This window comes from Streptomyces sp. NPDC050145, from assembly GCF_044460245.1.
GTDB lineage: Bacteria > Actinomycetota > Actinomycetes > Streptomycetales > Streptomycetaceae > Streptomyces.
Genome location: NZ_JBITJS010000004.1, coordinates 225,553 through 252,253 on the forward strand (window position 1 = coordinate 225,553; position 26,701 = coordinate 252,253).

A 26,701-nucleotide genomic window follows, 5' to 3' on the forward strand; every position below is an offset into this window, starting at 1 on the left:
CCCGCACCAGCGGTTCACCCGCGTCTGCGACGATCCCCGCGTGGACTACCCGAACGACCTGGACCCCGGCGCCCCCGTGCGCGGCGGCGTGCCCGAGCACGGTCGCATCCCCAAGTACTACGCGGTCAAGGCCCAACTGACCGCGCTGGTCAACGACTTGGCCGAGGGCGAGACCCTGCCGACCGAGCGCGATCTCGCCGTCCGGTACGCCGTCTCCCGCGACACCGTGCGCCAGGCCCTGCGCGAACTGCTCCTCGAGGGGCGCCTGCGCCGCCAGGGCCGCGGCACCGTCGCCGCCGGACCCAAACTGGCCCAGCCCCTCTCCCTCGCCTCCTACACCGAGGGCGTCCGCCGCCAGGGCCGCCGCCCCGGCCGTACGCTCATCGGCCTCGACCGCTTCCCCTGCCCGCCCGCGCTCGCCGACGAGACCGGCCTCGAACGCGGCGAGCCCGTCTGGCACATGGAGCGCGTCCTGCTCGCCGACGACGAACGCGTCGGCCTCGAGTCCACGTACGTCGCCGTGGCCCGCATGCCCCGCCTCGACACCGAGTTCGACCCCGACTCGTCCTTCTACTCCTACGTCCACGAACGGCTCGGCATCGATTTCGGCTCGGCCGACGAACGCATCGAGACCGTCCTCGCCACCCCCCGCGAGGCCCTCCTCATCGGCACCCCGCCCGCCCTCCCGATGCTCCTCATCCACCGCGTCTCCTACGACCCCGCGGGTCGCGCCACCGAACGCGTCCGCACCCTCTACCGGGGCGACCGCTTCTCCTTCACGACCCGGCTCGGCGCCGAAAGCCAGTAAGCGACGGGATCGGACGGGTCCCGCCCTCCCAACTCCCCATGTAACGCGGAGATAACGGGTCTGGTCCAAGCTTGGGGGGTCGTTCACCGGCCCGTTCCCGGCCGGACCCGTCCGGGACACCCGATCCCGCGAACGTAGCCGCCGTGAGAGTCATCGAGCCGACCGAGCCGACTGCGAACGAGCGGGACTGATGGAAAAGCTGACCGACCCTCCGGGCGCCCGCAGTGGCATCCGGTTCGACCGGGTGTCCGTCGCGTACGGCGGGAACACCGTCCTCGACTCCCTCGACCTGACCGTCGAGCCGGGCGAGGTCATGGCCCTCCTCGGGCCCTCCGGCTCCGGCAAGACGACCGCGCTGCGCGCCGTCGCCGGCTTCGTGCGGCCCGCCGCCGGACGCGTGTTCATCGGCGGCCGTGACGTCACCGACCTGCCGCCGCACCGGCGCGGCATCGGCATGGTCGTGCAGCAGTACGCGCTGTTCCCGCACATGAAGGTGAAGGACAACGTCGCCTTCGGCATGCGCGCGCAGAAGGTGCCCAAGGCCGAGATACCCGGCCGGGTCACCGAGGCCCTCGAGATGACCGGCATGGGCGCCTACGCCGAACGCCACCCGCGCGAGCTCTCCGGCGGCCAGCAGCAGCGCGTCGCCATCGCCCGCGCCCTCGCCATCCGCCCCGACGTGCTGCTCCTCGACGAACCGCTCTCCGCGCTCGACGCCCAGCTCCGCTCCGGGATGCTTGCCGAACTCGCCCGGCTGCACCGCGAGTTGCCCGACGCGTCGATCCTCTACGTCACCCACGATCAGGTCGAGGCCCTCACCCTCGCCGACCGGATCGCCGTCATGGACCGCGCCCGGCTCCAGGACGTCGGCACACCCCAGGACCTCTACCGGCGGCCCCGCACCGAGTTCACCGCCTCCTTCGTCGGCAACGCCAACCTCCTTCCCGTCCAGGTCGGTTCGGGCTCCGCCGTCACCTTCGGCGCCGCCGAACTGAAGGTCGCCGGCCCGGACGTCACGGCTGGCACCTCCGCCACGCTCTGCGTCCGGCCCCACCTCGTCGGACTCGGTGACGGACCCAACGCCCTGACCGGCGAGGTCGCCGAGGTCCAGTGGCGCGGCTCCACCCACCGCCTCCTCGTCGACGTCGACGGCCACCAGGTCAAGGCCGACCTGCGCGAACTGCGCACCCCGCCCGCGCCCGGCGACACCGTCACCGTCCACTTCGCACCCGAGGACGCCGTGCTGATAGGCGCCGGTGTGGGAGCGGAGGCGGAGGCGGTGGCCCATGGCTAGCGCCGCGATCGGCACGACAGCCGTCCGGAGCCCGGCCAAGTCGCCTCGCAGGACGGGCGGTTGGGTGTGGGCGCTGCCGCCCGTCGCCGGACTCGGGCTTGTCTTCCTCTACCCGCTCTTCCTCGTCGTCCAGCAGTCCTTCCGGCCCGACAGCGGCGGCACGTCCGTCCAGCCGTACCGCGACGTGTTCGCCTCCCAGGCGTTCCGCGAGGCACTCGGCACGACGGTGTGGCTCGCCGCCGGATCGACCGTCGGATGCCTCGTGCTCGGCTTCACCCTCGCGCTGATCATCGCGTTCGTGCCGTTCCCCGGCGGGAAGGCCGTCGCCAAGTTCATCGACGTCTTCCTCTCCTTCCCGTCCTTCCTCATCACCCTCGCCCTGCTCTTCGTCTACGGGCAGGTCGGCATGGTCAACGGGCTGTGGACGGACGTCACCGGCGCCGCCACCGGGCCCTTCCAGTTCCTGGCCACCCCCTGGGGCGTCCTGCTCGCCGAGATCACGTACTTCACACCGTTCGTGATGCGGCCCCTGCTCGCCGCGTTCTCGCAGGTCGACACGGCCCAGCTGGAAGTGGCGTCGTCGCTGGGCGCCCGGCCCTGGCGGATCGTCCGGCAGGTCGTCCTCCCGGAGGCGCTGCCGGCGCTGGCCGCCGGCGGCTCCCTCGTCCTGGTCATGTGCCTGAACGAGTTCGGGATCGTGCTCTTCACCGGCGCCAAGGGCGTCACGACCCTGCCGATGCTCGTCTACGGCAAGGCGATCCTGGAGTCGGACTACCCCGGAGCGTGCGTCGTCGCCGTCATCAACGTACTGATCTCTGTCGGGCTCTACGGGATCTACCGGGTGGTGAGCCGTCGTGCTGGTGCATAGCCGGGCCGGGAAGTGGGCCGTCTGGGCCGTCTTCCTCGCGCTCTTCCTGCCGCTCTTCGCGGTGCCGCTCCTGGTGATCCTCGCCGCGTCCTTCGCCGGCAACTGGTCCGGGGCCCTGCCCTCCGGGTTCACCACCGGCCACTACGACGCCGCCACCAGCGGCGACTCGCTCACCGCCCTCACCACCAGCCTCGTCACCGCCGTCACCGCCAGCGTGCTCGCGCTCGTCGTCGGAGGCTGGGCCGCGCTCGCCGCCGCCGCGCTGAAGAAGCGAGGCAGGCAGGCCATGGACACCCTGTTCATGCTGCCGGTCGCCGTGCCGTCCGTCGTCGTCGGCCTCGCCGTCCTCGTCGCCTTCAGCAAGCCGCCGATGCTCCTCAACGGCACCCGCTGGATCGTCATCCTCGCGCACACCATTCTTGTCACCGCGTTCGCCTACCAGTCGGTCTCGGCCGCCATCGTGCGTCTCGACCCGGCGTACGAGCAGGCCGCGGCGTCGCTCGGCGCCCGGCCCGCGTACGTCCTGTGGAAGGTGAAGCTGCCCCTGCTGCTGCCGTCGCTCAACGCGGCCGCGGGCCTCTGCTTCGCCCTGTCCATGGGCGAGTTGAGCGCCACGATGATGCTCTACCCGCCGGACTGGATGCCGCTGCCGGTACAGATCTACGCGACCACCGACCGCGGCTCCCTCTTCACCGGCTCCGCGATCGCCGTGGTCCTGATGGGCGCCACCCTGCTCGTGCTGCTCGCCGTGTCCCGCATCCGCACCAAGGCCTCGTACCGCTGACACCCCCGTACTTTCCAGCTCTCCAGGAGTTCACCTCGCCATGTCCGCGAACCAGCGCAAGCACACCCTCACCGCCATAGGCGCCGTCACCGGCTCCCTCGCCCTCGCCGTCACGCTCACCGGCTGCGGCGGCAGCTCCGCCGCCTCCGACGAGAAGGTCGTCACCGTCTACAGCGCCGACGGCCTCAAGGGCGAGAACGGCGACGGCTGGTACGACAAGGTCTTCAAGGACTTCACCGCGAAGACCGGCATCAAGGTCGAGTACGTCGAGGGCGGCTCCGGGGAGGTCGTGCAGCGCGCCGTCCGCGAGAAGGCCAACACCCAGGCCGACGTCCTCGTCACCCTGCCCCCGTTCATCCAGCAGGCCGGCGGCAAGGGCCTGCTCGCCAAGTACGCGCCCGAGGGCGCCGACCAGGTCGACGGTGCCGACAAGGGCGCCGACGGCACCTGGACCTCCGTCGTCAACAACTACTTCGGCTTCGTCTACAACAAGAAGGAGCTGAAGACCCCGCCGCAGACCTGGCAGGAACTGCTCGACGGCAAGTACAAGAACAAGCTCCAGTACTCCACCCCGGGCGTCGCCGGCGACGGCACCGCCGTCGTCGTCAAGGCCATGCACGACCTCGGCGGCAAGCAGCCCGCCATGGACTACCTGAAGAAGCTCCAGGCCAACAACGTCGGCCCGTCCGCCTCCACCGGCAAGCTCGCCCCCAAGGTGGACAAGGGCGAACTCCTCGTCGCCAACGGCGACGTGCAGATGAACTACGCCCAGGCCAAGGACATGCCGAACCTCGGCATCTGGTTCCCGAAGACCGAGGGCGGCAAGCCCACCTCCTTCGCCCTGCCCTACGCGGCCGGCCTCGTGAAGAACGCCCCGCACACCGCCAACGGCAAGAAGCTCCTCGACTTCATGCTCGCCACCAAGCAGCAGCAGGAGGTCAGCGCCATCGGCGGCGGCTTCTCCGCCCGCGGCGACATCCGCGCCACCGACGAGAACGCCATCGCCCTCGCCAAGATCATGGACGGCGTCGAGATCTTCGAGCCGGACTGGAACGACATCGACAAGAACCTCCAGACGTACGTCGACGACTGGAAGACCGCCACCGGCAGCTGAGCCCCACCCGGCCCCGGCAGTTCAGTCCATCGGGCGGCGACGAATGTCCATGGCGCTCCCCGCCCGCATCACCAGAAGATAACGGGTCTGGTCCAACACCCTTGGATGGTCAGGGGTGTTGGACCGGCCCGTGCCTGTTCGTGCCCACTCGTGCCCCCGCTCCGGAGGACCCCGCATGCCGCGCACCCCGTCCGGCCTCTCCCGCCGCTCGATGCTCCTCGGCTCCGCCACCGCAGCTCTCGCCCTCACCGTCCCCGCGACGAGCGCCGTCGCCCGCGCCCGCGCCGCCCGGACCCCGAAGGTCCTCGTCATCGGCCTCGACGGCGCCCTCCTGAACCGCATCAAGGACGCCGACGCACCCCGCCTCAAGGCCCTGATGGCGGCAGGCCTCACCGCGCCCAGCCCGATCTACGCCAACCCGATGGCGCCCACCATGTCCGGCCCCGGCTGGTCCACCCTCATCACCGGCGTCTGGCCCGACAAGCACAACGTGAAGGACAACAACTTCACCGGCCACAAGTTCGCCCAGTACCCCGACTTCCTCACCCGGATCGAGACCGCGAAGCCGTCACTGTCGACGTACGCCGTCTCCTCCTGGGCCCCGATCACCGACATCGTCCTCTCGGCGAAGGTCGACACCCGCGTCTCCACCCCGAGCGCCGAGTACGACACCGGCACCACCGCCCGCGCCGTCGAACGGCTCAAGGGCGCGAACCCGGACGCCGTCTTCGTCCAGCTCGACAACGTCGACCACGCGGGCCACTCCTACGGCGCCGCCAGTCAGCAGTACCTGGACGCGATCCACGGCGTCGACGGCCAGGTCGGCGCGATGGTCGACGCCGTCACCTCCCGCGCCACGTACGGGAACGAGGACTGGCTGATCCTCGTCACCGCCGACCACGGGCACACCGACGCGGGCGGCCACGGCGGCTCCACCTGGCCCGAACGCCAGACCTTCATGATCGCCGTCGGCGGCACCGCCGCACCCGGCTCCACCCGCTACGACGTCAAGATGCCCGACATCGCGGCCAGCGCCCTCGCCCACCTCGGCATCGCCCTCGACCCCGCCTGGGGCCTGGACGGCCGCCCGATCCAGCAGCCGCTGCCGGACGACTTCGACACCCTGCACGCGAAGCTCGGCGGGCCCGTCGACGAGAGCGGCATCGGATCCGGCGTCATCGGCTTCACGCACACCCCGCCGAGCGGCTGGAGCGTCGACAACTCCCGGATGGGCACCGGCGGCGTCACCGAATGGCGCGGCTGGTCCTTCACCACCGACGAGTTCTGGACCAAGGCCGAACGCGACCAGCAGCGCGAGTGCAACGTGCGGGCCCGCGGCGTCTTCGCCGTGGCCGACGGCGACGAATGGTCCGACAAGACCGTCACCGGCACCTTCGACTCGACCCTGACCAGCCCCGCCTTCCCGGTCACCGGCGGCCGCCCGGCCACCCTCACGTACACCACCTTCTACCGGCAGGAGGCCCCGCAGAAGGGCGAGGTCCTCGTCTCCTACGACGGCGCCGCCCCGGTCCCCGTCCGCACCTACACGGCCGACGTCCCCTCCCGCACGGAGACCGTCGCGCTGACCGTCCCCGCGGGCGCGACCAGCGCGAAGGCCCACTTCCGCTACACGGGCGCCAACAACTGGTTCTGGACGATCGACGGGGTCAAGATCAGCGGGTCTTGACTAGGCTGAGGGCGTCGGCACAGTGTCGTCCCGGCGCCCCAGACAGCACGGTCGACACAGCCGGCACGGTTGTGTCGACCGCGGACCGCAGGAGTGCACCCCATGGCAGAGCGCAAGCCCATCGCATCGTGGCTCACCGACATGGACGGCGTGCTGATCCACGAGGGGGTGCCGATCCCCGGCGCCGACGCGTTCATCAAGAAGCTGCGCGAGTCCGGCAAGCCCTTCCTGGTGCTGACGAACAACTCGATCTACACCGCCCGCGACCTCCAGGCCCGCCTCAACCGCATGGGCCTCGACGTCCCCGTCGGCAACATCTGGACGTCCGCCCTGGCCACCGCCAAGTTCCTCGACGCCCAGCGCCCCGGCGGCACCGCCTACGTCATCGGCGAGGCCGGTCTGACCACGGCCCTGCACGACATCGGCTACGTCCTCACCGACCACGACCCCGATTACGTGGTGCTGGGCGAGACGCGAACCTATTCGTTCGAGGCCATGACGAAGGCCGTGCGCCTCATCAACGGCGGCGCCCGCTTCATCTGCACCAACCCGGACGAGACCGGCCCCTCCACGGAAGGCCCGCTGCCCGCCACCGGGGCCGTCGCCGCGCTCATCACCAAGGCCACCGGCAAGCAGCCCTACTTCGCGGGCAAGCCCAACCCGCTGATGATGCGCACGGGGCTCAACGCGATCGGGGCGCACTCCGAGACCGCCGCCATGATCGGCGACCGGATGGACACCGACGTGCTGGCCGGGCTCGAGGCCGGGATGCAGACGTTCCTCGTGCGGACCGGGCTCACCAGCGACGCCGACATCGAGAAGTACCCGTTCCGGCCGTCCACCGTCGTCGACTCCATCGCGGACCTCGTCGACCTCGTCTGACCCGTCTGACTCCGTCGGACCCGGTCTGACCTGGGGTCCCTCGTCCCCGAGATGCGGAATGCCGCCGCGCGCGTGAACCTGCCAGTACCAGGAGGTTCACGATGCGTACAGGACTGCTCGCTCTCCGTGCCGCAGGGGCGGCCGCCGTACTGGTGACGCTCCCGGCCTGCGCCGCGCACGGCGCGCAGGACGGCGGATCGGTCACCGTCGGACCGGAGGCCGCGCCACCGGGTACGGACGTCGAGCTCGCCGTCAGCGGGTGCCCGGGGACGGCCGCGCGCGCCGTGTCCGACGCGTTCGTGTCCGACGCCGTCCTCGCGCCCGCCGCGGGCCGCTCCGCGCTCTCCGCCGAGGCCCGGGTCGCGTCCTCCGCGAAGCCCGGTCCGCACGAGATCACGGTGACCTGCGACGGCGCCGAGTCCAAGAACCAGACGAAGATCAAGGCCAGGGGCACCGTTCAGGTCCTGGAGCGCGGCGCCTCGCCCGCCCCGAGCCCGACCGCGCCCGTGCACGCGGGCGGCGGCGGGGCCGCGGCACAGCTGGCCGCCGCCGAGCAGTCCGCCGAAGGGCCCGGCACCCGGCACGCCGTCATCGGCCTGGTGCTCGCCGCGATCGCCGCCGTGGCCGTCGCCTGCCGCAGCGTCCGGCGCCGCCGGAACCCGTCCGAGGGCCCCCGGTAGGCCGCCATGAAGGACCGCGACAAGCAGGGCCCGGGCGGCGGCCGGCTGCTCACCGGCGTGGCCTGGGCGGTCCTGCTGCTCGGCCTGTGGGTGTGGGGCCGGGGCGTCACCGACCTGAACCTGTCCTCGCCGACCACGGGCGACGCGGCCGCCGTGGGCCGCCCCCTCGGCGTCTCGCTGCCCGCCGCGCACAGCCCCGTCCGCGCGGCGAAACCCCAGCGCATCGACGCGCCCGCGCTCCACGTGCAGGCACCCGTCGTCGCGCGCGGCCTCGACGGCAGCGGCGCCGTCGACCCGCCGCCCTACGACCAGGCGGGCGTCGTCGGCTGGTACGGCGCGGGCGCGCAGCCGGGGGAGCGGGGCACGGCCCTGTTCGTCGGGCACGTCGACACCGAGACCAGGCCCGCCGTGTTCTTCCACCTCAGCGAGGCGAAGCCCGGCGACACGGTGAAGGTGGTGCGCGACGACGGCTCCGTCGCCACGTTCACCGTCGACGACGTCCAGGTCCTGTCCCGCGACCGCTTCGATCCGGCCACCGCGTACGGGCCGCGCCGCCCCGGCCGGGCCGAACTGCGCCTCATCACCTGCGGCGGCACCTTCGACAAGGCCTCCCGCACCTATACGGCGAACGTCGTCGTCTCCGCCTACCTGTCGGGAATCACGGACCCGCCGAAGGAGCCGGAGAAGAAGCAGGAGCAGGAGCAGGAGGTGGTTCGGGCGGGGTGAGGTCGTCGGTGAGCTCCCGGGCCAGGACGGCCCCGGCGACCCGGTCGAGCGGCATCCGCCTGCTGCGCGCGTACCGGCGCAGGACCGTGAACGCGGTGTCGGGGGAGGCGCCCCAGCGCTCCGCGAGCATCCCCTTCGCCTGCTCGATCCGCACCCGGCTCGTGAGGGCCCGCTCCAACTGCCGCGCCAGATCCTGCTGTTCGGCAAAGGCGCGGTGCCGGTCCAGGCCGGCGCCCGCCGCGTCGGCGAGCGCCCCGGCGAACGCGGCATCGTTGTCGGCCGGCGCGGACCGGGTCAGGACGCTGAGCGCGCCGACCGGCGTCCCGCTCCGGCGCAGCGGCACCGCGTGCGCGGTCGTGATGCCGTGCCGCCGGGCCAGCGCGGTGAACGCGGGCCAGCGCGCGGCCGCCACCGTGCCCGTCAGCCGCACCCCGGCCACCGCCCGCCCGGTCGCCAGCGCCTCGCGCGCGGGCCCGGCGAGCGCGTCGGCGCCCAGCAACTCCCGTACAGCATCCTCTTGTTCGGGGGCGCAGGCGGGCAACGGGTGGGGGAGGCCGTCGGGTTCGGCGAGGGTGACGCCCGCCGCGTGCGCGTCGAGCAGCTCCGCGCAGCGGGTGGCGAGGCGGGCCAGGTGCGCGGCGGGGTCGAAGTCGTCGTCGAGCGGGTCCGACAGCTCCAGCACCGCGTCGGCGAGACGCAGCGCGCGGGCCGGGTCCGTCATGTCGCGCTCACCCCTTCCACCACCGCCCGTACGAGTCCTGGTCATCGCGGCCTACCCCGGCCCGGACCGGCTGTAACAGGTCGTGGACAAGGTCCGCTCGGCCTCGAAGCGCGGCCGGGGCGTATGTCACGATTGAGGACCAGACAGTGCACCCAAGGGGGAGTGGATGTACCGGAAGATGACGGCTGGAGCGGTCGTCGTGGGGGCGGCGCTGCTCGTGTCCGCGTGTTCCTCCGGAGGCAAGGACGAGGGCGATGCTCTGCCTCCCGTGAAGCAGCAGCCCAAGAGCGCCGACCCGTTCTGGGTCAACCCGGACAGCAAGGCCGCGCGGGCCGTCGCGGGCCTGGAGGAGGACGGCAAGGACCAGGAGGCGAAGACCGTCCGCAGGATCGCCGAGCAGCCCAGCGGCGAGTGGATCACTCCGGAGAACGCGACGGACCAGGCCCGTGGTTACACGGAGGCCGCGCAGAAGGCCGACCGGGACGCCCTGCTCGTCCTCTACAACATCCCGCACCGCGACTGCGGGAACTACTCGAAGGGCGGCGCCGCGGACGGCAACGCGTACCGGGCGTGGATCGACCAGGTCGCGGCCGGTATCGGGGACCGCCCGGCGACGGTCATCCTCGAACCGGACGCGGTCCAGCACATGGTGGACAACTGCACCCCGGAGCAGTTCCACGAGGAGCGCTACGACCTCCTCAAGGGCGCCATCGGCAAGCTCAAGTCGCTGAAGCACACGACGGTCTACCTGGACGCGGGCAACGCGGGCTGGGGCAAGCCGGACCAGATCTTCGAGCCCCTGAAGTGGTCCGGCGTCGACCAGGCCGACGGCTTCTCGGTGAACGTGTCGAACTTCTACTCCACCGAGGAGTCGGTGAAGTACGGCAAGGAACTCTCCGGGAAGGTCGGCGGCAAGCCCTTCGTCGTCGACACGAGCCGGAACGGGAACGGGCCGTACACGGGCGGAAGTCCGGACGAGCGCTGGTGCAATCCGCCCGGCCGCGCCCTCGGCGAGACCCCGACCACGAAGACGGGTGACCCGCTCGTGAAGGCCTACCTGTGGGTCAAGCGCCCCGGCGAGTCCGACGGCACCTGCAAGGGCGGCCCGCGGGCCGGCGAATGGTGGAGCGAGTACGCCCTGAAGCTCGCTGCTTCCTCGTAAAGGTCAGAAGGGGTACGGGACCGAGTCCCGTACCCCTTCTGACCTTCATGCGCGCTGTGCGCTGTGCTCTACGGCACGCGCACCCACTGCGCCTTGCTCGGGGTGCCCTGCTCGTCGGTGACGAACAGCATGTACCAGCCCGACTCGACCAGCGACCGGCTCTCCGGGACGGTCACCGTCACCGAGTCCGCCGACTTCTTCAGATCGAGCGCGATGGACGTCTGGTCCACGTCCGTGACGTGCGTGGACGCGCTGGGCCGGATCAGCCGGGCCGTCTTGATCGACGACGCGTGGTTCGTCTGGTACGTCGCCGAGGCGCCCCGCGCGATCGTCTTCTGGCCGCCCTCCAGGGTGGGCCGCGAGTCCCGGTACAGGTACGGCGGCGTGTAGATCTCGATGCGCTGCTCGAACACGCCGGGCTTCGTGTTGGCCTTGTCCGCGTACAGCGAGTCCGAGCCGAAGAACAGCACCCGGCCGTCGGGCAGCAGGATCGAGCCCGAGTGGTAGTTGCGGCCGACCAGCGGGTCGGCGACGCTGCGGAAGCTGTTGGCCTTCGTGTCGTAGATCCGGGCCTGGAGGATGTTGGTGTCACCGCGGCCGCGGTAGTCCTCCGAGCCGCCGGAGACGAGGATCGAGTCGTCCGGCAGGATCGAGGACTGCGGGTAGCGGGTGCCCTTCTCCAGCGTCGGGCCGTCCGTGAACTTCGGGTTCGCGTCCTTGAGGTCGACGATCCGCGTCTTGTTGCTGGACAGCTTGGACTCGCCGACGCCACCGCCGCCGACCACCATGTACCGCTGGTCCTGCGCGGGCGGCAGCTCGACCGTGCCGGCCGTCTCCATCATGTTCGCGTCGGACAGGCCGGGGATCTTCTGGAACTTGTTGGTCTGAAGGTCCCAGATGCCGGGCTTGCGGCCCACGTTGTCCGGGCCGTAGCCCGCGTTGGCGCCCGAGTAGAAGATCTTGCCGTTCTCCATCTGGAACAGCGCCGGGTACGTCGGGAACTGCCGCTGCTTCTTCAGGTAGGTCCACTTCCTGGTCTTCGGGTCGTAGACCTCGTTCTTGCCGGGCACCAGCTGCCCGATCTCGTCGAGGCCGGACACGGAGAGGACCTTGCCGTCCGAGAGCGTGGTCAGCGTGGGGTACCAGCGCGCCTCGTTCATCGGGTCGACCTTGATGTACTTCTCGGCGACCGGGTCGAACTCGTAGGAGTCGCGGATCCCCTGGAAGTCCTTCTTGTCCAGGGCGAGCTTCTGCGCGATGCCGTACACGTTGCGCGCGTCGGCGCCGGCGAGGCCCTGCACCCGGTAGTTGTCCTGGGTGCCGGTCTCGTACTTGGCGCCCGCGCGCTGGGCCTCGACGTAGACGCGGCCGAGCCCCGGGTCGTTGCGCACGAACCGGCCGGTGACCGGGTCGAAGACCTTCTTCGCGCGCTCGACCGTGATGTTGTCCTTGGCGACGAAGGTCTTGCCGTTCTCCTTGCCGGTGAACCGGGTGCCCGCCTTGATGGTCTTCGGCGCGTCCGGGTCCTCGTTGTGCACGATCATCAGGCCGCCGGCCTTGTTGACGTCACCCTTGAGCTTCTCGTAGCGCTTGGTGCCGCCCGCGATCAGCAGGTTGCCGTTGGCCAGCTGGGTGTGGCCCGTGCAGAACAGGTCGCTCGGCGTCGGGATCTTCTTGATCGTGCCCTTCACCGGGTCGTAGAGCCGGGTGTCGAACTTCTTCGCGTCGAAGTTCTTCTGGTTGTTGCCCGAGCCGGCCACCAGCAGGATCTTGCCGGTGTGGAGCAGCGCCGCGTGGATCGTGTTGAGGCGCATGTTCTGCGGGAAGTCGACGACGTCCCACTTGCCGTTGTCGGCCTTGTACTCCGGCTTGTTGATCTTGTACTCGTGGTACTTGGCCGACCCGAAGCGATACAGCCAGGGCCCGTTCATACCGGCCAGCGCCAGTACCACCACCGAGCCGATGGCTATGCGTCGGGCCCGGCGGCGGCTCGCACCGTCTTTCACTTGTTACGTCCCCCCAGGGAGATCTGCATGGTCTCGTCGTTGCCCCCGCCGGCGGCCCAGGTGGGCTTCTGCTGCGGGGCCCCGTGCGGGCCCGCGGCGTGCCGGGGGCCGGTCGCCTGCGGCGGCACGGTCTGCTCCGGCGCCGCCGCGTCCGGCACGGGCGGCTTCGGCTTCTTCCGGTCCTGGCGCAGCATGTACCGCCAGGCGAACATCGGCGTGGCCGTGATCAGCAGGGCGAAGCAGGCCCAGGTGATCATCGCCGGGTGGGCGTGACCGAGGACGAACCCGGCGGTCATCGAACCGGCGAAGATCAGGATGAAGTACCAGTGGTACCGGAAGGTGCCGAACCAGCGGTCGGGGCTGGCCGAGTCGCCCTTGGGCGTGACCACGAACTTGCTCTTGCGGCGCAGCAGCGAGTCGAACAGCGCCTTCGCGTACAGCGGGGCCGACAGCGCGGACATCACCATGCCGGCCACGCCGCCGGATCCCTCGGGCTCGTGCGGCGACACGTTGTGCCGGCGGTTCCAGATGTAGAGGCCGATCTGCAGCGCCGACGCGTTGCCGTACAGCATCAGCCAGATCGTCGGGTCGATGTTCACACCCGAGGCGCCGAGGCCCAGGAACAGGGCGCAGCTGAGCGCCGCGAGGATCCAGTTCATGGCCGACATCGGGTAGAAGATGATCATCATCGTGTAGTTGAAGAGCTTGCTCGGCGGGAGCGAGTACCAGCCCTTCCAGTACTGCTTGAGGATCGTCTCGTAGGTGCCGCGCGACCAGCGCATCTGCTGGGTGAAGAAGTCCGTCCAGGCGCTCGGGCCCTCACCGACGGCGAGCACGTCCGGGGTGTACACGGAGCGCCACTTCTTGCCGGTCGCCGGGTTCTTGGCGCGGTGGATCTCGAAGCCCGTCGCCATGTCCTCGGTGATCGAGTCGTACAGGCCGCCGATCTGCTTCAGCGCCGAGATCCGTACCGCGTTCGACGTGCCGACGAACATGGGGGCGCCGTAGCGGTTGCCCGCGCGCTGGATCAGCGCGTGGAAGAGGAACTGCTGGGACTCGGCGGCCTTGGTGACGAAGTTGTCGTAGTTGCCGTAGACCTGGGGGCCGATCACGAAGCCCACGTTCGGGTCGCGGAAGAAGCCGAGCATGCGCTCCAGGTAGTTCGGCATCGGCACGTGGTCGGTGTCGACCGAGGCGAAGTAGTCGTAGGCGTCGCCGTGCGCGTCCAGCCAGGCGTTGTAGTTGCCGTGCTTGGTCTTGGCGCGGTGCGGGCCCTTCGCCTGGTTCCACTTCGCGACGCCCTTGCGGGAGAAGTGGTGCACGCCCAGGCGGGCGCAGACCTCCTTGACCTCCGGGTCGTCGCCCTCGTCGAGCAGCCAGACGTGCAGCAGGCCCCGGTGGCGCAGCTTGACCGCCGCCTCCAGGGTCTTCGTCACCATCTCGATCGGCTCCTTGCCGGGCACGAACGAGGTCAGGAAGGCGACTCTGGTGCCGGTCTCGGGGACCACCGGGATGGGGTCGCGGGCGACCAGGGTCGCGTGCGCGTTCGACAGCACGTTCATGCAGCGGAAGAACTCGATCAGGCCGATCGAGACGAGCATGACGATGTCGAGGGCCGGCAGGAAGTCGTACTTCACGTAGTCGCGCTCGGTCCAGTGCTCGGGCTGGAGCAGCCAGAAGAGCAGGACGAGCGAGAGCAGCGGGGCCGCGCCCAGCATGAGGGCCGCGCGGATGCGGTGCGGCTCCTGGCTGAGCAGGGAGCGGTACTGCACCGTGTACGGCTTGTTCGGATCGGGCTGGGTGAGGGGCCCGGCGAGCCGGCTGTAGTGCTCGTAGTCGTACCGCGGCAGCGATTTCTTGATGCGCCGGAAGCCGCCGGTGCGGTGCGGTGGCACCCGCAGCTGGGTCGTCTCGGACGGGTCGAAGCCCTCGCGGGCACCCGTCGGCGTCGACGTCATGATGAGTCATCCCCCCGCACGCGAGTCACCGCGTGGTTGTCGGTCCTCACCCGGATCCGGTCCCCCTTGACCGCCCCCGGGTGTATCAGTGGCAGGCCACCGTCCCACCCCTGCTAAGACTGGAACGACGACCTTCCGGTTGCATGATGCCCCCCTCGGCATCGCTTCATGAACGGGACCCCCGTCCCCGCCCCGCAACTGTCCCGCCCCGCAAGCCTCATGGGAGCCGCTGGCTCCAGAACAGGGTGCTGGGCCCGGCGCCATGATCGCAAGGGTGAAAGGCTCCAGCTCGCTTGTGCGGTATGGGCCTGATCCGCACACGACGAAAGCCCCCCGTTCTCACGGAGGGCTTTCGGTGTCGGTGCGCCGCCAGGGACTCGAACCCCGGACCCGCTGATGCTGTGTCTTCTGGGGGATAACCCCCAGACCCCCAGCCGGGGGCGGCGCGCTGAATGCTCTGTGCGTACGACGAAGACCCCCCGTTCTCACGGAGGGTCTTCGGTGTCGGTGCGCCGCCAGGGACTCGAACCCCGGACCCGCTGATTAAGAGTCAGCTGCTCTAACCAACTGAGCTAGCGGCGCCTGCTGACCTGCGTAACTCTACCCGATGTCCTGGGGTGGGCCCGACCATCGGGGGTGGGCGACGCGCCGATGGGTGGGCGAATTGTGGTGATTTCCATCTTTTGCACCGTCAACATGCGATATGTGCAGACAGTTGAGACGCTTCCTGCGTGCGAACACGAGGCACATCAGTGAGGGGAATCGCATGGACGGCATTCAGGACACGGAGCGCATGGCGACCCCGGCGTTCGAGGACGTGGCCCCGTCGGGCGACTGCGACTGCGCCGGCTGCGTCCAGGGCCGCCTCGCGGCCCCGCCCCCGGCACCCACCGGCATCGGCGCCCGCCACGCACTGGTCGTCGCCGCCACCGCCGGCACCGTCATCGGCGGGTTGCAGGCCGTTCCGGCCAGCGCCCAGCGTGCCGACCACCACGAGGTGAGACCGGGCGACCCGGCCCCGCCCGGCGAGGGCGCCGTGTCGACCCCGCAGGGCGGCACCAGTCCGCTGCACGGCGCCCCCGGTTCCGCCGCGTCCGCCGTGGATCTCGCCCCGGGCGCCGCCCCCCGCGCCACGACCCGGGCCGCGATCATCAACCGCGCCAAGACCTGGGTCGCGGCCGGGGTCCCGTACGACATGAACCGGTACTGGAAGGACGGGTACCGGCAGGACTGCTCGGGCTTCGTCTCCATGGCCTGGGACCTGCCCGGCAACGAGTGGACGGGCAGCCTCGCCCGCTACGGCACGAAGATCTCCAAGGCGGACCTCCAGCCCGGCGACATCCTGCTCTTCCACAACCCGGACGACCCGGAGAAGGGCTCGCACGTCGTCATCTTCGGCGGCTGGACGGACTACACGCGCAGCTACTACATGGCGTACGAGCAGACCCGCCCCGCCACCCGCCGGCAGGCGACCCCGTACAAGTACTGGTCGTACTCCAGCCGCTACATCGCCTACCGCTACAAGGGCGTCAAGGCGGGCAGCACCTCGGGCTCCTCCTCGACGACGAAGTTCCCGGGCGCCGAGGCCTTCGGTCCGGGGGCGAACAACGCGTACGTCACCCAGCTCGGGCGGCTGCTCGTGGAGCGCGGCGGCAAGCGGTTCTACACCGAGGGACCGGGCCCGCGCTGGGGCGAGGCCGACCGCAAGGCGACGCAGGCGTTCCAGAAGGCGCAGGGCTGGAGCGGCGCCGACGCGGACGGCATCCCGGGCCCCACGACCTGGTCGTACCTGGTCACCGGCAAGGGCAAGGACATCCCCGCGAGCGGCGCGGGCGGCCCGGAGGCGGACAAGGTGCCGGCGTACCCGGGAGCGTCCGCGTTCCGGCCCGGCGCGAGCAGCGACGCGGTGACGCGGATGGGCCGGCAGCTCGTGAAGAAAGGATTCGGCAAGTACTACGCGCAGGGTCCGGGCCCGCGCTGGGGCGAGGCCGACCGGCGGGCCGTCGAGGCGTTCCAGCGGGCCCAGGGCTGGAGCGGCAAGGAGGCGGACGGCTATCCGGGGCCCGAGACCTGGCGGCGGATCTTCTCGTGAGCGGCCCGGTGCGGACAAAGCGGCGCGGACGGGCGGCGGCAACTCAGTGCGGAGGCGAGTCAGTGCGGAGGCGAGGATGAGTACGACCGCGGAACAGCCGGAGAGGGCGCTGGGCCACCCGGCGCCGATCACGGACGACGACCCCGGCGCGCAGCTGCTGCGCGGGGCGACGGGGGAAGCGGGCAGGGGTGCCCGAGGGGGCGCCGGGGAGACACGGGGGACCCGGGTGATCCACAACGAGGCGACCACCGAGATTCCCGTTCATCTGCTGTTCCGGGACGACCCCGACCCGGAGGCGGCGCCCGTGGCGGTGCACACCGCCGTGGTGGGGAGCGGGACCGGAGGCGGGCGGCCCTCGCCGGTGCGGCCGCATCTGCGGACCCCCGTGCGGCCGGTGCCGGCCGTCGACCCGGAGCTCGCCGAACGGGCGGGCCGTACGCTGCCCGGCGCGCTCGGGGTGTTCGGCGGGGCGCTCGGCGCGGCCGGGACCGCGGTGTCGCTCGGCTGGGCCGGGGCGCTGCCGCGCATCATGACGGAGGTCGCCGGACTGCCCGGCTACGAGGGGGTCGGGCTCGGCCCGGTGCAGTGGGCGGCGGTGGCCGGGTCCGGGGCGCTCGCCCTGTTCGGGTTCGGCGGGCTCGCGCGCGGGCGGGCCGGGTGCGCCTGGGTGCTCAGCCTGTGCGGCCGGTACCGGGGCAGTGTGCGCCGGACCGGTCTGATGTGGGTCAACCCGTTGCTGCTGCGGCGCCGGATCGACGTACGGCTGCGGCACTGGCGCAGCGAGCCGATGCCGGTGGTCGACGCGAACGGCACCGCGCTGCGCGTCGTCTGTCTCGTCGTCTGGCGGATCAGGGACACCGCGAAGGCGGCCCTCGGCGTCGAGGACCACGAGGAGTACCTGCGCGAGTGCGTGGAGGCGGGCCTGGCCCGCGTCCTGTCGCAGCTGCCCGCCGACGCCTTCCACGAGGACGCCCCGACGCTGCGCAACGCCGAGGCCGTCGGCGACCTGCTCACGCGCCGGCTGGCGACGGACGCCGGGCCGGTCGGCATCGAGGTCTTCTCGGCGCAGCCGACCCGGATCGAGTACGCCCCCGAGGTGGCCGCGGCGATGCGCCGCCGCCGGGTCGCGGCGCTGGACGCCAAGCACCGGGACACGGTGCTGTCCTCGGTCGTGGACTCGGTGGAGGACACGGTGACGCGGCTGACCACGCGCGGTCTGGTCGAGCTGGACGACTACGAGCGCAAGGCGCTGGTGAAGGACCTGACCGTCGCGTTCTACACAGGAAGGGGGGAGTAGCAGGGGCACCGGGCCCTGGAGGCGGGGGTTCCGGCGGTCATGGGCGGCTCTTCGATTGGTATGGACATGTTCAACTACCGCCCCTACATTGGGCGTTGGTCTAGACCTGGACGATCCAAGCATCGGACGACCGCTGTGCACGGCTACCGGAACTCCCCACACCCCCCAGGAGCGGCAGCATGCGAAAGAAGATCTACGCGGCCCTGCTCGGCCTGACCACCGCCGGGGCCTTCGCGCTCTCGGCCGGCGGCGCCAGCGGCCACGGCTACACGGACCTCCCCATCAGCCGGCAGAAGCTCTGCGCCAACGGCACCGTCACCGGCTGCGGCAACATCCAGTGGGAACCGCAGAGCGTCGAGGGCCCCAAGGGCTTCCCGGCCGCGGGCCCCGCCGACGGCCAGATCTGTTCGGCGGGCCACGGCGAGTTCGCCGCGCTCAACGGCTCGAAGCAGCCGAACGGCCAGGCCTGGCCCACCACCAAGGTGACGGGCGGTCAGAGCTACACCTTCCGCTGGCAGTTCACCGCACGGCACTCCACCACGGACTTCCGCTACTACGTCACCAAGGACGGCTGGGACGACAGCAAGCCGCTCACCCGGGCGGCTCTGAACACCACCCCGTTCCTCACCGTCCCCTACAGCGGCCAGCCCCCGGCCACCCTGTCCCACTCGGGCGTCCTGCCGTCCGGCAAGTCGGGCCACCACGTGATCCTCGCGGTCTGGACGATCGCCGACACGGCCAACGCGTTCTACGCCTGCTCGGACGTCACGTTCTGAAGGGCGGGTTCTGAGCTTTCCCTGAGGCGCCCCGCGCTGCGGCGCGGGTAGGTTCCTGTGCACGGCGCCGTGCACAGGAACCGTGCGCGGCAGGGGAGTTCGGGGGAGCTCATGCACGTGATGTTCTACGCGGTGCCGGCGTTCATCGCTCTTGTCGCCCTGTTCGCCGCCGCTGCCGAGGTACGCAGCACGTTCCGGATCGGCGCCGCCTGGCGGGGCGGGCGCACGGCCGAGGCGCGCTGCCTGAGCACGCACACGACGGTGGACCCGCACATGGACGGCGACAGCCGCACGACCACCACCCGGCACCACGTCTACGAGTTCACGACCCGGGACGGACGCACTCTCCGCTTCGAGGAGAAGGGCGGCCCGGCGACGACCCTCGAGGGCGACGTGGTGATCGTCCACTACCGGGACAGTCACCCCGAGCAGGCGACCGCGCGCCCGCGCCGCCCCGTGCGGCTGGCCGCGCAGACGCTGGGGATGCTGCTGTTCGTGGCTGTGGTGATCGGCTTCTGCGTATTCTTCGTGGCCGAACTGCCCACTGACGACTTCTGACACTTCCGAACCGGGGGCCCGCGGTCATGGACGGCTTTGTGTTCCACGTACTCTTCCCGCTGCTCATCGCCCTGGCGGTCTGGGCCGGCTTGGCCCTGGTGCGGCGGACGCGGGAGCGGCGGGCCGCGTGGGAGAGCGGGCTCACCGCGCAGGCGCGGGTGGTCGACGCGTACCAGCGGGTGCAGATGGTCAACGACGTGGCCCGGCGCATCCAGTGGCACGAGTACGAGTTCACCGACGCGGGCGGACGGGCCGTGCAGTTCAAGGAGACGGGCGGCCCCGCGAGCCGGGTCGCGGGCGACAGCACGCTGGTGTACTACGCGGCCGAGGAGCCGGAGCGGGCCACCGCGTCCGAGCCGAGCCCCGGCAAGGACATGGCCGGCCTGGTCTTCGGGCTCGGGGTGTTCGGCGTCGGAGCCGTGATCCTGCTCAACGTGACCATCGAGTACTGGTGACCGTCGAGTACCGGTGAGAAACGGTCGGCGCCCCTCCGGTCCGGGGCGTCGGACCTCTCCACATCTGACGTAGCGTCAATTACCGTTCGCCCGCATGGGATCCCTGAGGAACACCTTCGCGGAACTCGTCCAGGAGCGGTGGGAGGACCACCGGCCCGGCCTCGCCTACGAGGACCAGGTGCTCAGTCATCACCAGGTGGCCGCGGGCGCCGCGGCCCGCGCCGCGCTCCTGGGCGACCTGCTGCCCCGGGGCGCCGAGCCGCACGTGGGCGTGCTGCTCGACAACACCCCCGAGTTCCCGCAGTGGCTCGGCGCGGCCGCCCTCGCCGGAGCGGCCGTCGCCGGCATCAACCCCACCCGGCGCGGCGCCGAACTCGCCCGCGACATCACCCACACCGACTGCCGGGTCCTGGTCACCGACCGCTCCCGGCTGCCCCTGCTCGACGGCCTGAAACTGCCCGGCGTCCGCGTCCTGGTCACCGACACCGGCGCCTACGAGGAGATGCTCGCCCCGTACCGGGGCGCCGAGCCCGTCGCCGCCCGCCGGGTGGGGCCGGACGCGCGCATGCTGCTCTACTTCACCTCCGGCTCGACCGGCGCCCCCAAGGCCGCCATCTGCTCCCAGGGCCGGCTCGCCGCCGCGGGCCGCTCCCTCGTCGGCCACTTCGGCGTACGCCGCGACGACGTGCACTACATCTGCATGCCCCTCTTCCACGGCAACGCGGTCATCGCCGACTGGGCCCCCGCCATGGCCGCGGGCGCGGGCGTCGCGCTGACCCGCCGCTTCTCCGCCTCCGGCTTCCTGGACGACGTACGCCGCTTCGGCGCCACCTACTTCACCTACGTCGGACGGGCCGTGCAGTACCTCCTGGCCACGGAGGAACGCCCCGACGACCGGGACAACCCGCTCCGCGTCGGCTTCGGCACCGAGGCCGGGGCGGTGGACGCCGCCCGCTTCGAGGAACGCTTCGGGGTGCGGCTCGTCGAGGGCTACGGCTCCTCCGAGGGCGGCGCCTCCGTGTCCCGTACACCCGACACCCCGCCCGGCGCGATCGGCCGGGCGTCCCCGGGCGACGACCTCGTGGTGCTCGACCCGGCGACGAAGGCGGAGTGCCCGCCGGCCGAGTTCGACGCGGGCGGCCGGCTCGTGAACGGCACGCAGGCGATCGGCGAGCTGGTCAACCGCGGGCGCTCGCCGTTCGAGGGCTACTGGCGCAACGACCGGGCGAACGCGGAGCGGGTGCGCGAGAACGGCTGGTACTGGACCGGCGACCTCTTCTACCGGGACGCCGACGGCTTCCTCTACTTCGCCGGACGCGACGACGACAAGATCCGCGTCGACAGCGAGAACCTCGCCCCTGCCATGATCGAGAACATCCTGGCCCGCTGGTCCGACGCCGCCGCCGTCGCGGTCTACGGCGTCCCGGACCCCGCCACCGGCGACCAGGTGATGGCGACCGTGGCCCCCCGCGACGGCATCGCCTTCGATCCCCTGGGCTTCGGCGAGTTCCTGCTCGCCCAGGGCGACCTCGGCACGAAGATGGCCCCCCGCTTCGTCCGCGTCGTGGAGCGGATGCCGGTGACCGCCACCAACAAGGTGCGCCGGGGTGAACTGCGCCGCGAGGGCTTCTGGAGCGGCGGCGAGATCTGGTGGCGGCCGCCCGCCGAGGCCACGTACCGGCCGCTCGGCGAGAAGGACCGCGACGAGCTGCTCGACACCTACGAGCGGACGGGCAGGAAGGGGCTTCTGGGGGCCTGAGGCCCGGGGGCGCGCCTCAGTGCCGCAGCAGCCAGGCGACCCGGTCGAGGGACGCCGCGTGGTAGGCGATCAGGACCGCGGCGAGCACCAGGGCGGGCACGTGGGCGCCGGCCGCGTACAGGACGGCGGCGCCGCCGAAGAACACGGCGAGCTCGAGGAGGAGCCGCAGTCCGCCCGCGGTGGCGACGACCGCGTCGCCGCTGCGGGACGCGTCCCCCGGCGTCGCGAAGACGCCCCAGGCGACCGCCACCAGGAGCGGCGCCGCGACCACCGTGACGTACCGCAGCCCGCCGGGGGTGAGGTGCCAGGCCCCGTACCCGAAGCAGACCAGCGCCGTCACCTCCAGCACGAATCTGAGTCCGAGCATCGCCGGGCGGTAGCCGAGCCCCGTCGCCATCCGCGTCCTGCCTCTCTATTGAGGGTGCACGGTCAAACGCACCTACGGCGATCATGCTCGCCAGGAGCTGGTCACGACCACCCGTTTCAGCCATGTAGTATTTACCTCGTCAACCGGCGCCATTAGCTCAGTTGGTTAGAGCAGCGGACTCTTAATCCGCGTGTCCGGGGTTCGAGTCCCTGATGGCGCACAGACAGCAAGGCCCCTCGCGAACAGCGGGGGGCTTTCGCTTTTGGCTCTGGGTCTGCCCGGCGCGGCACCCCGGCCGGGGGTCCGGGGGTTGCCCCCGGGGGATGCAGCATCCGCGTGTCCGGGGTTCGAGTCCCTGATGGCGCACGTTGTCGGTGGCGGGATGTCTTCGCGGAAAGCGCGAAGCGTCCCGCCATCGTCGTTTTCCGCGCGGCTTCGCCGCGCCCTGTGGGGGCTCCGCCACCCACACCCCCGAGCCGGAACCCCGGCTGAGGCCCCTCGCAGCAGCGGGGGGCCTTCGCTTTTGTGTTGGGTGGCCGGGTGGGTCAGATCGCGAGGGAGAGCAGGAGCGGGGCCGCGCCCTTGTTGAGCTGGTCCGCCGCGCTGTGCAGGCGGTGGGCGTGCTCGACCGGGAGGGAGAGGGCCAGGCAGCCGACCGCCGAGCCCGCCGTGATCGGCACCGCGGCGCAGACCGTGCCGACCGCGTACTCCTGGAGGTCCAGGACCGGGACGGTCGGGGGCTGGGCGGCGAGGCGGGAGAGCAGCACCTTCTCGTTGGTGATGGTGCGGGAGGTGAGGCGGGCCATCTTGTGCCGGGAAAGGTGGTCGCGCCGGCCGTTGAGGTCGAGCTGGCCCAGCAGGCTCTTGCCGACCGCGCTGGCGTGCGCGGAGACCCGGAAGTCCACCCACTCGTTGACCGCGGGGGCCTCGGGGCCGGCCGCGTACTGGGTGACCCGGACCTCGCCGTCGATGTACCGGCTGAGGTAGACGGCCGCGCCGACACAGTCCCGCAGCTCGTCGAGCGTGTGCTGGAGCTTGGCGGTGAGGGCGTCCTCGCGGTCCTCGGCGCCGGACAGCCGGTCCAGCGTGGCGCCCGTGACGTACGCCCCGTCGGCGGTCTGCTGCACGTACCCCTCGCGGCGCAGCATCCGCAGCAGCACGGTCAGCTGGTCCGCGGGCAGTCCGGTGAGGCGCCCCAGCTCGGTGTCGGTGATGCCGACCCCGCGCCGGGCGACCGTGTCCAGGACACGCAGCGCACGCTGCACCGACCGGTGCGGCTGGTACGACGACGCGTCCTGCTCGTGCTTCAGCGCCACGGCATCCCCCTGTATGGAACCGTTCCGGACAGCTGGGCTCCGTCCACGATAGCCGTCAAACACCCCGAACGGGGCGGCTGTTGGGGAGATAGATGGCAGAAGGGCGGCGCGTTCCGAGCCTCTCAGCAGGAACGCGCCACCCTGGCATATGCCCATGTCATGCCCCGCGCACTGCGCGGCTGGTCACAGCACCGCGCTCAGAAACTCCCGGGTGCGCTCGTGCTCGGGCTCGCTGAAGATCTTCTCCGGGGAACCGGACTCGATGACCCGCCCTGCGTCGAACATCAGTACCTGGTCCGAGATGTCCCGGGCGAAACTCATCTCGTGGGTCACGCACAGCATCGTGATGTCGGTGGTGTGCGCGATGTCCCTGAGCACGTCGAGGACGCCCGCGACCAGCTCCGGGTCGAGCGCCGACGTCACCTCGTCGAGCAGCAGCACCTGCGGCCGCATGGCCAGCGCCCGCGCGATCGCGACGCGCTGCTGCTGACCGCCCGACAGCTGCGTCGGGTACGCGTCGCAGCGGTCGCCGAGCCCCACCAGGTCGAGCAGCTCGCGGGCCCGCTCCTCCGCCTCGTCCTTGGACAGGCCGAGCACGGTGACGGGCGCCTCCGTGACGTTCCTGAGCACCTTCATGTTCGGGAACAGGTTGAACTGCTGGAAGACCATGCCGATGTTCTTGCGGACCTCACGGACGTGCTTCTCGCCCGCCGGCACGAGCTTGCCGTTCTTCTGCTCGTGCGTGAGGTACTCGCCGCCCACCTTGATCGTGCCCTCGTCGGGCTTGATCAGGGTCATCAGGAGTCTGAGGATCGTCGTCTTGCCGGAGCCGGACGGGCCGATCAGCGTCACGTGCTTGCCGGACGCCACCGAGAAGTCCAGCTCGTCGAGGACGGTGTTGCCGCCGAACCGCTTCACGACCTTGTCGAAGCGGATCAGCTCGCTGCCGTCCACCTTGGGATTGGGCTGGTCCTTGGGGAGGTTCGGGTCAGCGGACAAGACGGCGCTCCAGAGCTCGGAGAAGAAGAGAGGACGGATAGGCGATGAGGATGAAGGCGACGCCGACGACGGTCAGGGCCTCCGTGTACTGGAACGTCTGCGCGGCTTCGAGCCGCGAGCGCTGCAGCATCTCCAGGACGCCGATCGCCGCGAGCAGCGGGGTGTCCTTCAGCATCGCGATGACGTAGTTGCCGAGCGCGGGCACCACCCGGCGGATGGCCTGCGGCAGGATCACCGCGGTCCACGTCCGGCGGTACGGCAGGCTCAGCGCCCGCGCCGCCTCCCACTGGCCCGCCGGCACGGCCTCGATGCCCGCCCGGTACACCTGCGCGGTGTACGTCGAGTAGTGCAGGCCGAGCGCGAGCACACCGGTGGTCAGCGCGGACGCCTGCACCCCCCACTCCGGCAGCACGAAAAAGAAGAAGAACAGCTGGACCAGGAGCGGGGTGTTGCGGATGAACTCCGTGAGGACCCCGACCGGCCAGCGGACGAACCGGGTGGGCGCGCGGAAGGCGAGCGCCCACACGAGACCCAGGCTGAACGAGATCAGCGAGCCGAGCACGAGGGCCTGCAGCGTGACGAGGACGCCGTCCCAGAAGGTCGGCATGAAGTCGGCGACGGCCGACCAGTCCCAGGAGGACGCGGCGGTGACGATCACGCGCCACCACCTCCCGCACTGGCCGGGACCTGCGACATGTCCGTCGTCTGACGGATGTTGAGCTTGCTCATGATTCCGATCCCGGGCGCCGGGCGCTGGCCGACACCGGCCTTGGCCTTGCGCTCCACGGCGCGCATCACCCGCGTGAGCAGGAACGCGATGACGAAGTAGATGACGAGCGTCAGCAGGTAGATCTCCGCGCTCTCCGTCGTCGCGAGCCGCACCAGGTTCGCGGCGAACGACACGTCGCCGATGCCGAGCAGCGACACCAGGGCGGTGCCCTTCATCAGCTCGACCAGCAGGTTCGAGAACGGCGGGATCATCTCCGGCACCGCCTGCGGCAGCAGGATCAGGCGCATCCGCTGCCAGGGCGTGAAGCTCAGGGCGATGCCCGCCTCACGCTGCGCGGGCGCCACCGCGTTCAGCGCGCCGCGCACGACCTCGGAGCCGTAGGCGCCGTAGGACAGGGACAGCGCCAGGACGGCGGCCCACATCGGGACCAGCGACCAGCCCGCCAGCTGCGGCAGCACGAAGAAGATCCAGAACATGAGGATCAGGGCGGACGTGCCCCGGAAGACCTCGGTGTAGAAGCCGGCGACGAACCGCACGATCCACAGCCGGTGCGTACGCGCCATGCCGACGCCGAACGCGACGACGGCCGCGAGCAGGGCGCTGTACACGGTCAGCTGGATCGTGATCCAGATCCCGGGAAGTACCCAGTGTTCCCACAGTCCGCTGGTCATCGGCACAGCTCCTCGGCGGTCAGGTTCGTCATCTCCGCCTTCGTGAAGCCGAACGGCTGGAGAATCCTGAACAGTTCGCCGCTCTGCTTCATCTTGTGGATCTCGACGTTGAAGGCGTCCCGCAGTTTCGTGTCGGTGGGCCGGAAGGTGAAGCCGCCGCCGTCGACGTGCTTCTTCCCGTCCACCAGCGGAGCGAACGGCTCGGTGTGCTCCGCCTTGGCGCTCTTCTTCGTGACCTCGCGGGTGGTCAGGGCGGTCCCGGCGAACACGTCGATCCGGCCCGCCTCCACGGCGTTCAGACCCGCCACCTGATCCTGGAGGATCACGATGTCGGACTCCTTGTAGCCCGCGTCGACCGCGTACTGGATCTCCGCGTACCCGGTGCCCGTACCGAACTTGGCCTTGGCCTTCACGACGTCGGCGTAGTCGTGCAGGTTCATCGGATTGCCCTTGCGGACGATGAACGAGTCCAGCATCTGGTACTCGGGGTCCGCGAAGATGACCTGCTGGCAGCGCTCCTTGTTGATGTACATCCCGGCCGACACGACGTCGAACTGCTGGGTGTTCAGACCGGGGATCAGCGAGGCGAAGTCCGTCGCCACCGGCTGCACGCTGTCCACGCCGAGCCGTTTGAAGATGACCTTGGCCAGCTCCACCGCCTCGCCCGTGAACTCGCCCGCGTCGTTGATGTACCCGTACGGCACCTCACCGGCGATGCCCAGGCGGACGGTGCCCGCCCCCTGGAGCCGTGCGAGCGTGTCGCCGTTCGGCACCCGGCTGCAGCCGGCGGCACCGATCGCGCCGATCGCGCCGAGCGCTCCCGCGCCGGCGAGCAGTGATCGTCTGCGGATGATCCGTTTCCCGTGCGTTCGTTTCTCTGTAGGTGGAGCCATGGGCGCGCGGCTACCCGACTCGACTCAACCTATGCCGATCAATTCCCGCCTTCGCTCACGAGAGCGACACGAGCTTGGGCCGGGGGGAGGCGTACTTG

25 protein-coding genes and 2 tRNA genes are annotated in these 26,701 nt (G+C 70.8%); 17 read left to right on the top strand and 10 right to left on the bottom strand.

From position 1 onward, the window contains the following. Window positions 1-40: 40 nt before the first annotated feature. The 9 genes from ACIBTU_RS10335 (at window position 41) to ACIBTU_RS10375 (ending at window position 8,843) form a co-directional block, all read left to right on the top strand. On the top strand, window positions 41-808 hold the full coding sequence (locus tag ACIBTU_RS10335; protein ID WP_399125571.1) for a GntR family transcriptional regulator: 768 nt from the start codon (window positions 41-43) through the stop codon (window positions 806-808). Between the two features lie 190 nt (window positions 809-998). Then, on the top strand, window positions 999-2,102 hold the full coding sequence (locus ACIBTU_RS10340) for an ABC transporter ATP-binding protein (RefSeq protein WP_399125572.1): 1,104 nt from the start codon (window positions 999-1,001) through the stop codon (window positions 2,100-2,102). Then, on the top strand, window positions 2,095-2,970 hold the full coding sequence (locus ACIBTU_RS10345) for a 2-aminoethylphosphonate ABC transporter permease subunit (protein ID WP_399125573.1): 876 nt from the start codon (window positions 2,095-2,097) through the stop codon (window positions 2,968-2,970). Before ACIBTU_RS10340 ends, ACIBTU_RS10345 begins: the two co-directional genes overlap by 8 nt. After that, the gene (locus tag ACIBTU_RS10350; protein WP_399125574.1) at window positions 2,957-3,754 is read left to right on the top strand and encodes an ABC transporter permease; all 798 of its coding nucleotides are present in this window, start codon (window positions 2,957-2,959) and stop codon (window positions 3,752-3,754) included. The genes ACIBTU_RS10345 and ACIBTU_RS10350 overlap by 14 nt, the downstream gene beginning before the upstream one ends. A 40-nt stretch (window positions 3,755-3,794) precedes the next feature. Continuing rightward, window positions 3,795-4,868, top strand: a complete 1,074-nt coding sequence (locus ACIBTU_RS10355) for a 2-aminoethylphosphonate ABC transporter substrate-binding protein (protein ID WP_399125575.1) — start codon at window positions 3,795-3,797, stop codon at window positions 4,866-4,868. A gap of 175 nt (window positions 4,869-5,043) precedes the next feature. Continuing rightward, a complete protein-coding gene (locus tag ACIBTU_RS10360; protein WP_399125576.1) occupies window positions 5,044-6,555 on the top strand; it encodes an alkaline phosphatase family protein in 1,512 nt (503 codons plus the stop codon). A gap of 102 nt (window positions 6,556-6,657) precedes the next feature. After that, window positions 6,658-7,437 (top strand): HAD-IIA family hydrolase, encoded by a 780-nt coding sequence (locus ACIBTU_RS10365; protein ID WP_384618671.1) that lies wholly within the window; start codon window positions 6,658-6,660, stop codon window positions 7,435-7,437. A gap of 101 nt (window positions 7,438-7,538) precedes the next feature. Further along, window positions 7,539-8,117, top strand: a complete 579-nt coding sequence (locus tag ACIBTU_RS10370; RefSeq protein WP_399125577.1) for a hypothetical protein — start codon at window positions 7,539-7,541, stop codon at window positions 8,115-8,117. Between the two features lie 6 nt (window positions 8,118-8,123). Next, on the top strand, window positions 8,124-8,843 hold the full coding sequence (locus tag ACIBTU_RS10375) for a class F sortase (RefSeq protein WP_399125578.1): 720 nt from the start codon (window positions 8,124-8,126) through the stop codon (window positions 8,841-8,843). Here the strand turns inward: ACIBTU_RS10375 and ACIBTU_RS10380 are convergent. Further along, entirely contained in the window at window positions 8,776-9,564 is a 789-nt protein-coding gene (locus tag ACIBTU_RS10380; RefSeq protein ID WP_399125579.1) for a GAF and ANTAR domain-containing protein, read from the bottom strand. The genes ACIBTU_RS10375 and ACIBTU_RS10380 overlap by 68 nt on opposite strands. Before the next feature lie 178 nt (window positions 9,565-9,742). On the opposite strand from ACIBTU_RS10380, the gene ACIBTU_RS10385 reads away from it, so the two are divergent. Then, window positions 9,743-10,726 (top strand): glycoside hydrolase family 6 protein, encoded by a 984-nt coding sequence (locus tag ACIBTU_RS10385; RefSeq protein WP_399125580.1) that lies wholly within the window; start codon window positions 9,743-9,745, stop codon window positions 10,724-10,726. Between the two features lie 68 nt (window positions 10,727-10,794). Here the strand turns inward: ACIBTU_RS10385 and ACIBTU_RS10390 are convergent, their stop codons facing one another. The 3 genes from ACIBTU_RS10390 to ACIBTU_RS10400 form a co-directional block, all read right to left on the bottom strand. Beyond that, complete coding sequence (locus ACIBTU_RS10390; RefSeq protein ID WP_399125581.1) at window positions 10,795-12,732, bottom strand: galactose oxidase-like domain-containing protein; 1,938 nt, start codon at window positions 12,730-12,732, stop codon at window positions 10,795-10,797. Then, complete coding sequence (locus tag ACIBTU_RS10395; RefSeq protein WP_399125582.1) at window positions 12,729-14,690, bottom strand: glycosyltransferase family 2 protein; 1,962 nt, start codon at window positions 14,688-14,690, stop codon at window positions 12,729-12,731. The genes ACIBTU_RS10390 and ACIBTU_RS10395 overlap by 4 nt, the downstream gene beginning before the upstream one ends. Window positions 14,691-15,198: 508 nt before the next feature. Further along, a tRNA-Lys gene (locus ACIBTU_RS10400) sits at window positions 15,199-15,272 on the bottom strand. A 211-nt stretch (window positions 15,273-15,483) separates the two neighbouring features. Here ACIBTU_RS10400 and ACIBTU_RS10405 point away from each other — a divergent pair. The 6 genes from ACIBTU_RS10405 to ACIBTU_RS10430 all read left to right on the top strand — a co-directional run bounded on the left by ACIBTU_RS10405 (window position 15,484) and on the right by ACIBTU_RS10430 (window position 21,627). Next, on the top strand, window positions 15,484-16,782 hold the full coding sequence (locus tag ACIBTU_RS10405) for a peptidoglycan-binding protein (RefSeq protein WP_399125796.1): 1,299 nt from the start codon (window positions 15,484-15,486) through the stop codon (window positions 16,780-16,782). A 76-nt stretch (window positions 16,783-16,858) separates the two neighbouring features. Continuing rightward, complete coding sequence (locus ACIBTU_RS10410; RefSeq protein ID WP_399125583.1) at window positions 16,859-18,079, top strand: SPFH domain-containing protein; 1,221 nt, start codon at window positions 16,859-16,861, stop codon at window positions 18,077-18,079. A gap of 179 nt (window positions 18,080-18,258) precedes the next feature. Next, window positions 18,259-18,855, top strand: coding sequence for a lytic polysaccharide monooxygenase (locus tag ACIBTU_RS10415; protein ID WP_399125584.1), 597 nt, complete (start codon window positions 18,259-18,261; stop codon window positions 18,853-18,855). A gap of 111 nt (window positions 18,856-18,966) precedes the next feature. Then, entirely contained in the window at window positions 18,967-19,413 is a 447-nt protein-coding gene (locus ACIBTU_RS10420; protein WP_399125585.1) for a DUF3592 domain-containing protein, read from the top strand. A gap of 26 nt (window positions 19,414-19,439) precedes the next feature. Then, complete coding sequence (locus ACIBTU_RS10425) at window positions 19,440-19,868, top strand: DUF3592 domain-containing protein (RefSeq protein WP_399125586.1); 429 nt, start codon at window positions 19,440-19,442, stop codon at window positions 19,866-19,868. Between the two features lie 94 nt (window positions 19,869-19,962). Continuing rightward, window positions 19,963-21,627, top strand: a complete 1,665-nt coding sequence (locus ACIBTU_RS10430) for a long-chain-fatty-acid--CoA ligase (protein WP_399125587.1) — start codon at window positions 19,963-19,965, stop codon at window positions 21,625-21,627. 16 nt (window positions 21,628-21,643) lie between these two features. On the opposite strand, the gene ACIBTU_RS10435 is transcribed toward ACIBTU_RS10430, so the two are convergent. Beyond that, complete coding sequence (locus tag ACIBTU_RS10435) at window positions 21,644-21,994, bottom strand: YrdB family protein (protein WP_399125588.1); 351 nt, start codon at window positions 21,992-21,994, stop codon at window positions 21,644-21,646. Window positions 21,995-22,140: 146 nt separating this feature from the next. Here ACIBTU_RS10435 and ACIBTU_RS10440 point away from each other — a divergent pair. Continuing rightward, window positions 22,141-22,214, top strand: a tRNA-Lys gene (locus tag ACIBTU_RS10440). Window positions 22,215-22,539: 325 nt separating this feature from the next. On the opposite strand, the gene ACIBTU_RS10445 is transcribed toward ACIBTU_RS10440, so the two are convergent. The 5 genes from ACIBTU_RS10445 to ehuB form a co-directional block, all read right to left on the bottom strand. Further along, window positions 22,540-23,310 carry an IclR family transcriptional regulator gene (locus tag ACIBTU_RS10445; protein WP_399125589.1) on the bottom strand — a complete coding sequence of 257 codons (771 nt, stop codon included), beginning with the start codon at window positions 23,308-23,310 and terminating at the stop codon, window positions 22,540-22,542. A 183-nt stretch (window positions 23,311-23,493) separates the two neighbouring features. Continuing rightward, on the bottom strand, window positions 23,494-24,264 hold the full coding sequence (gene ehuA, locus ACIBTU_RS10450) for an ectoine/hydroxyectoine ABC transporter ATP-binding protein EhuA (RefSeq protein ID WP_399125797.1): 771 nt from the start codon (window positions 24,262-24,264) through the stop codon (window positions 23,494-23,496). Window positions 24,265-24,298: 34 nt separating this feature from the next. Further along, on the bottom strand, window positions 24,299-24,916 hold the full coding sequence (gene ehuD, locus ACIBTU_RS10455; protein ID WP_399125798.1) for an ectoine/hydroxyectoine ABC transporter permease subunit EhuD: 618 nt from the start codon (window positions 24,914-24,916) through the stop codon (window positions 24,299-24,301). 47 nt (window positions 24,917-24,963) lie between these two features. Further along, window positions 24,964-25,710, bottom strand: coding sequence for an ectoine/hydroxyectoine ABC transporter permease subunit EhuC (gene ehuC, locus ACIBTU_RS10460; RefSeq protein ID WP_399125590.1), 747 nt, complete (start codon window positions 25,708-25,710; stop codon window positions 24,964-24,966). Continuing rightward, on the bottom strand, window positions 25,707-26,603 hold the full coding sequence (ehuB, locus tag ACIBTU_RS10465; protein WP_399125591.1) for an ectoine/hydroxyectoine ABC transporter substrate-binding protein EhuB: 897 nt from the start codon (window positions 26,601-26,603) through the stop codon (window positions 25,707-25,709). The genes ehuC and ehuB overlap by 4 nt, the downstream gene beginning before the upstream one ends. Window positions 26,604-26,701 lie beyond the last annotated feature (98 nt).

Bases quoted from the DNA above. Each gene is read 5' to 3' on its own strand.
- ACIBTU_RS10420 (WP_399125585.1), top strand. From the start codon at position 18,967: ATGCACGTGATGTTCTACGCGGTGCCGGCGTTCATCGCTCTTGTCGCC.
- ACIBTU_RS10375 (WP_399125578.1), top strand. From the start codon at position 8,124: ATGAAGGACCGCGACAAGCAGGGCCCGGGCGGCGGCCGGCTGCTCACC.
- ACIBTU_RS10395 (WP_399125582.1), bottom strand. From the start codon at position 14,690: ATGACGTCGACGCCGACGGGTGCCCGCGAGGGCTTCGACCCGTCCGAG.
- ACIBTU_RS10340 (WP_399125572.1), top strand. From the start codon at position 999: ATGGAAAAGCTGACCGACCCTCCGGGCGCCCGCAGTGGCATCCGGTTC.
- ACIBTU_RS10385 (WP_399125580.1), top strand. From the start codon at position 9,743: ATGACGGCTGGAGCGGTCGTCGTGGGGGCGGCGCTGCTCGTGTCCGCG.
- ACIBTU_RS10430 (WP_399125587.1), top strand. From the start codon at position 19,963: ATGGGATCCCTGAGGAACACCTTCGCGGAACTCGTCCAGGAGCGGTGG.
- ACIBTU_RS10410 (WP_399125583.1), top strand. From the start codon at position 16,859: ATGAGTACGACCGCGGAACAGCCGGAGAGGGCGCTGGGCCACCCGGCG.
- ACIBTU_RS10365 (WP_384618671.1), top strand. From the start codon at position 6,658: ATGGCAGAGCGCAAGCCCATCGCATCGTGGCTCACCGACATGGACGGC.
- ACIBTU_RS10380 (WP_399125579.1), bottom strand. From the start codon at position 9,564: ATGACGGACCCGGCCCGCGCGCTGCGTCTCGCCGACGCGGTGCTGGAG.
- ACIBTU_RS10355 (WP_399125575.1), top strand. From the start codon at position 3,795: ATGTCCGCGAACCAGCGCAAGCACACCCTCACCGCCATAGGCGCCGTC.
- ACIBTU_RS10415 (WP_399125584.1), top strand. From the start codon at position 18,259: ATGCGAAAGAAGATCTACGCGGCCCTGCTCGGCCTGACCACCGCCGGG.
- ACIBTU_RS10425 (WP_399125586.1), top strand. From the start codon at position 19,440: ATGGACGGCTTTGTGTTCCACGTACTCTTCCCGCTGCTCATCGCCCTG.
- ACIBTU_RS10405 (WP_399125796.1), top strand. From the start codon at position 15,484: ATGGCGACCCCGGCGTTCGAGGACGTGGCCCCGTCGGGCGACTGCGAC.
- ehuB (WP_399125591.1), bottom strand. From the start codon at position 26,603: ATGGCTCCACCTACAGAGAAACGAACGCACGGGAAACGGATCATCCGC.
- ehuD (WP_399125798.1), bottom strand. From the start codon at position 24,916: ATGCCGACCTTCTGGGACGGCGTCCTCGTCACGCTGCAGGCCCTCGTG.
- ACIBTU_RS10360 (WP_399125576.1), top strand. From the start codon at position 5,044: ATGCCGCGCACCCCGTCCGGCCTCTCCCGCCGCTCGATGCTCCTCGGC.
- ACIBTU_RS10345 (WP_399125573.1), top strand. From the start codon at position 2,095: ATGGCTAGCGCCGCGATCGGCACGACAGCCGTCCGGAGCCCGGCCAAG.
- ehuC (WP_399125590.1), bottom strand. From the start codon at position 25,710: ATGACCAGCGGACTGTGGGAACACTGGGTACTTCCCGGGATCTGGATC.
- ACIBTU_RS10435 (WP_399125588.1), bottom strand. From the start codon at position 21,994: ATGCTCGGACTCAGATTCGTGCTGGAGGTGACGGCGCTGGTCTGCTTC.
- ACIBTU_RS10370 (WP_399125577.1), top strand. From the start codon at position 7,539: ATGCGTACAGGACTGCTCGCTCTCCGTGCCGCAGGGGCGGCCGCCGTA.